The sequence below is a fragment of the Roseivirga sp. genome (assembly GCF_049099775.1).
Classification (GTDB): domain Bacteria; phylum Bacteroidota; class Bacteroidia; order Cytophagales; family Cyclobacteriaceae; genus Roseivirga.
The window spans coordinates 1-5,876 of the sequence record NZ_JAGDZM010000030.1 but is presented as its reverse complement, the minus strand read 5'-3'; the positions used below and the strand labels follow the sequence as shown (position 1 = coordinate 5,876).

At 42.7% G+C, this 5,876-nt stretch carries 2 protein-coding genes; both read right to left on the bottom strand.

The window, feature by feature from the left end; all coding sequences use genetic code 11:
• Positions 1–5,251 (bottom strand): beta strand repeat-containing protein (locus JXQ92_RS19250; RefSeq protein ID WP_421988280.1); only part of this gene is annotated, 5,251 nt, incomplete at its 3' end.
• Between the two features lie 407 nt (positions 5,252–5,658).
• A partial coding sequence (locus tag JXQ92_RS19245) for a hypothetical protein (protein WP_421988279.1) occupies positions 5,659–5,876 on the bottom strand: 218 nt, incomplete at its 5' end.

Below are 5,876 nucleotides of genomic sequence, written 5' to 3'. Positions count from 1 at the left end.
ATTCGCTACCATTGTCGGCAGGCGAGCTTTGGTCATTCCATTGGAGCACATTGTCTCCATCAGTAGCTGCGGTTGATCCTGCATCGGAGAATGCTTCTAGGTCACCTCTCAACCAAAGGGCAATGTTAGAATTCACACCACCAGGGCCACAGGTTTCCAAAGCCGTACCTAGGGTAAAGTACTGTCCATCAGTTAGATTGATACCAGAGAAAGAAAGTACGTCGCCATTAAATGTTCCCCCAGCGACTAAGGTACCGCCGGCCATGGTTCCTCCACTACCTGCATCAGCGATGATAAGTCTAAAATCAGCCGCATCGCTCGAATAGCCTAGTCCAGTTAAATCAAATTGAATTTCAGTTTCGCCAACAGTTCCCGTATCTTCAACTCTCCAGACTCTTCTCATTCTTTCAGAAATAGTAGTAGGTAAGTCACTTAAGTCACCAGCGGCAGTTGCTTGGTCAGTTGCAACCCCATCATGTCCCCATACTAAGAAATCAAGATTGTCATGTACACCGGAGTTCGAAGCATTGTTGGTAGCAACTGCATCTAAACCGATGGTTAGAATAGTTCCATCTGAGGCACTGGTACTTTGTTTCTGGTTAAGACAAGCGGCGTCATCTCTACCAATGCCTGCCATGCCATTGTGGTACGTGCTATAACCATTTGATTCGTCCCAGATAATAATGCTCTCATCAGAGGCAACTAAATCTCCTTCTGCCACACTTCCTGAAATCACTTCATTAAGCGTGGCATCATTGTCATTATCTTGAGGTAGTGTAATTCCATATTTGATGGCGAAATAAGAGTAGATCTGTAGTTTCTCTAAGTCAGTTACTTCTCTGTTATAAACGAGTACTGCGCTGATAAATCCAGCGTAGTTATTTACACTTACTAGGTCCCCTACAAAGTTTGTTCTAGTTCCGCTGATGGCCGTAGTAGTAGCATCGGTGGCTCTGTTAAAGTCATCTGATCTCACTTCTTCAATCACTCTATCGCCACTAGTATAGGTAGCACCGACAAGGAAAGGAGCACTTGGACTATTCACAGCATTTACGGTTACATCTTGGTCATTGCCCCAATGGGCAATTGTCGCTGAAGTACTGTTTCTGTAGCCAAAGTGTAGGTCTTGATTGCTGCTACCCCCTAATGAGCCTAAAATATAATTTTCATTTGTACTAATACTTTCTCTTAAGCCGATACCGAACATACTGTACTCACCAGAACCAGAAGTTGATTTAATTTCACTAAGGTCTCCAAGGTTAAGGCGATCATTAGTGCCATCAAACTCCATAGTTGGCTGGAAGTTGATATTGTCTGTTGTATTGTCTCTGTACAATGGCGGGTTGCCATCATCTGTGGCATTGTTAGTAGCTGTAGATTGATCAGTCCATGTGGTTAGCGTGGTGTTATCCACTAAGGTAGAGGTCCCTTGGTCAGGTCTCAACCACAGTACCATGCTACCCGTAACCCCACCAGGAGCACAGAATTCAGAGGCAACACCGAGCGTAAAGAATTGACCATCAGTTAAATTTACACCACTAAATGTGAGGACATTCCCATTAAAAGTTCCGCCTGCTATGGTTGTACCGTTTTCTAATGAAGTATTATCACCACCATTGGCAATAATAAGCTGATAGTCTCCTGCATTTCCGCTGTAGCCTAGCAAAGAAGTAAGGTCGAATGAAATATCTGTTGCACCTACATCTCCAGTGTCTTGAGCTTTCCATACACGAAGCATACGGTCTGTCACCGTTCCTGGTGTACCTGCGGTGGTAATATTGGCAAAGTCTGTGCTCGCACCATCTGAACCCCATGTAAAAAAATCCCCGTCATCATCGAATGAGTTGCTGTTGGCGTCATTGGTGGCAGCGATTTCTCCCAAACCGACGGTGACAATGGCATCATCGTTTCCGCTTCTGGATTGTTTTTGCTCTAAACAAGCATCATCATCTCGCCCAATTCCTGCAATGTTTACGTCATAGCCTGGATTGACAGAGGCATCCCAAACGGCAGTGCCATCGGACGCTGTGAAATCGGTGGCCACCGTTTGATCTAAGGTAATGCCATACTTAATAGCCATACTACTTTCAATTCTATTTCTATCCGCTGCTAAATATGAGCTTGGGTCATTGTAATAGCTCATTTCCGAAATAAAACCGTCAAAAGAGGCAGCTCCACTGGTCGTACCATCGCCATAGCGTGATGCCGAGTTCTCATCACCTAGTCCAATAGGATCTGTATGGCCATATAATCGACCAATATTTGATAATGGGGTACCAAAACTGGCGCCATTTAAATAACCAGTAACAATTCCAGTAATGTCATCGTTACCGGCGTAATCAAATGTGACTATGTAATCTGTATTGATAGCAATTGAAGAGGTGTTTACAGTAGCTATAGCTCCTGCCGTATTCCATGGAGCCCCTATTCCGTCACCAGCTCCTTGGTTCCACGCCGATAGGTGTAATACCCCAGATTGAATATAGAGGTTGATTCCTCGAGTGGCACCGCCTTGCTCATAAATTACTTGTTGTGTTGTAATGTCATCACCTGTTCTAAAGGCTATTGTGAATTTTTTAGATGTCGATTCATCAACATTGAAGCCACCAACATTGTCAATAAATAAACCTGTGCTAGCGGTACTGAAATCGATCGTAGGATTAAAATTGATCAGATTTGTGGTGGCTCTATAAACAGGAGCTGTTAAATCTTCGGCATCATTGTTCGATGGAGTTTGATCATCCCAAATTGTCACATTAGCGCCTTCTGTAGCTGTTGTCACGCCTTCATCGGCCCGAAGCCACATGATAATTTCATCGTTGTAATTTCCAGGTGTACAGAAGAAGAAAGCCGTTCCCAAGGTGAAATATTCACCATCTTCTAAATCTACTCCAGTGAATGTCAATGTATTGCCGACCAGTGTTCCTCCGGTTAAAACGGTGGCGTTACTAAAGTCACCATTAGAACTGTTTGAAGCGACTAAAAGGCTAAAGTCATCTTGATTTGTACTTAATCCCAAGCCAGTAATGTCGAATGAAACGGAGGTAGTCAACACTTCGTTTTCTTCCGCGACTCTCCAAACGCGTTCCAATCTTGTATCAATGGTGCTTGGTGAAGTAACAGACGAACTTTCTGTCAAAGCACCTCCGTCATTTCCCCAAATGAGCCAAGTATCATCCGTGCTGATGGAAGCGCCTCTGTCAATGGTGACTAAACTCCCGGTATTTTCACTTCTTGAGGCCGGTTGATCTAATTCAGAATCATCATCACGACCTATACCAGCAATATCATTGTTGTACTCTAAATAACCACCTATGGCGGCGCTACTGGTGGTATTAAAGATGATATCCCCGGCAGAATTCACATAGTTTATTGGGGTTGATTGATCCAACGTGATCCCGTACTTGATGGCCAAATAGCTTTCAATTCTATTTCTTCCAGCAGTAGTTAAGGCTGCCGGGTCATTGCAGTAGATAAACTCAGCGATTTCACCTTGATAAGAATCAGCATCCGTTGTGTTATTGTGATAACGAGATCCTCCATCTTGATCACCCAAGCCAATATCATTCCCGTGGTTATAGAGTAGGCCCACACTACTGAGCGAGCCAAAGCTCTGCCCGTTCAAAAAGAGCGTCACGGTTCCTGTAAAATCAGTACTACCATCAAACTCGAGGGTCAAGATATATTCTGTGTCAATGTCGACACTTGTGCTCACGAAACTTGTAGGTGTGCCATCGTTCCATGGTGCGCCAGCACTTGTGCCATTATTCCTATTCCAAATAGCACCATATAATGTGCCCCCATCAATGTAAATTCCTAGACCATTTCCACCACCGCCCTCTTCAAAGATTTGTTGCCTAGTGGCAATATCCGTAGTACTTGTTCTAAAAGCGATGTTAATAGATTTTCGAGTAAAAGGTCCATTTATATTGTAGTCATCACTGTCAGGTATTTGAAGACCTGTGTCAGAACCAGTCAAGAAATCTACTGTTGGATTGAAGTTGATGGAACTGGTCGAGCTACGGAAAGTAGGTGCTGTGGTCAATGTGGTAAAGTTGTTATCTGCCACAGACTGATCTTCCCAGAAACCTACAGAACCACCTTCTGTAGAAGCTGCTCCGCCATCTGAAACAAATGCCCCATCATTGGCTTTTAGCCAAGTTCTTAATACGTTGTTGGATTTATAACCTCCAGGTCCGATGGTTTCTATCAGGTTATCGTCATTGGCTACAGCGGCTGACACACCAGCGACTAGGTCAAGCCCTGAGTCACCTGATTCCGTATCTGCAGGAAATGTAGAAATATCAGTCAGAGTTATACTACTTGCAATTGCTTGGTTACCTGTAGTTAATACGTTGTTTGTACCGGTACTAAAACCATCCACAACGTCAGCAGGAAAAATAGAATATCCGAAGATGCTTTGATTTGCTGAGATTCCTAGCTCAGCAAAAGAAATGGCTACACCTTGTACAAGCTGTGCTGACTGACCCGCTACAAGTTCTCCGATATTCAATAGCGGCAGTGGATCAGATCCCGCTGTTTCTCTTCTTAAGATTAAGTAGTCGTCAAAAGAAACACCGTTTGTACCACCTGGCCAAAATGTTTCAGGAATGCCAATAAGCGTACCGTAAGAGGCAGGGCTTCCGTCTGGGTTAATACTGGTAATGGCTGCGACTGCTATATTATCATTTCCACCTCGTTCGATAATTGGAAAAACGGCATTATCAGGCTCTGATGTTTGAATACCAGAATACCAAATAATGTCAACACGTTCCGTTTCTACCTGTATACTGCCCTGTGCGAGGTCATCTACGTTTACCAAAATGTTGTCATAACCATTATTCAGGGTGCCAGATAAGTAAATAGCGTCTGCATCACTGACTTGATCCGCATCCATATTCACAATGTCAGGGTCGCCAATGGTACCAGCATTATCACTGATTTCGTTTCCAGCTTCCAGTACATACCATATGTTAACGAGTCTATCACTTACGACTCTTCTGTTCAGTACCAGTGTATCAGGCCTTAAAAAGTTGCTGAAAGCGGTGCCAATTCCACTAACTGTATATGAAGTGACTGAAATATTATTTCCTTGCCCGTAGTTAACCGTGAAAACTTCGTCTGCATCAATATCATTACCGGTATTACTTGGGGAAGTGGCGGTGTAACTGCTTGGTGTTGCACCAGAAGAGGTAGTTGAAATAGTAGTAATGATGGTCTGTGCATTAATGTTTGACCAAAAGCCAGACATTATGCAGCAGACTACTAATAGTAGCGTTATGTGTTTTTTAGTACGTATGGTTCAGATGTCTAGGTGTTGAGCCAAAGGCTCATAACACCGTAAATTTAAAATTTCTTAAATACTTTTTACGTTTAAACGATTTCTAAATTTTGTTCAACGGTAAAAACTTCATGATTTAGGCGTTTGACTTTACTCTATAATGATTAGTCCTAATGTGAGAAAAACCCTTCTTAACTAGCTATGTTTCTTTTAAAGCCTAGATTTTCATGATTATCAACTTTCAATACAAAATTATGCCAAATGTAATTTTAGGCTTGAAAGCACTTGATTAAGGGCTTTACTTCTTTAGAGAACTCATGGTTGAGATACTAATTCTCAAATTGGGAAGGGTTAGGGGTAAATTTTTGTTAAACGGGTTACCTAATTATCACTTTGAGCGTAGTTGTGGCTCCAGATTGATCAATGATTCTGATAAGGTTGAGTCCTGTTTCGAATCCTTCGGTGCTGAGCTCGATATACTCTTCGGTGAGTAGGGCTGTATGTTCTTCTTTTCTAATGATTTTACCGGTTCTATTGAACATGACGAACTGTAAATCTTTGTCCTCGTCTAATTGATAAGCAATTCTAAGAGTTT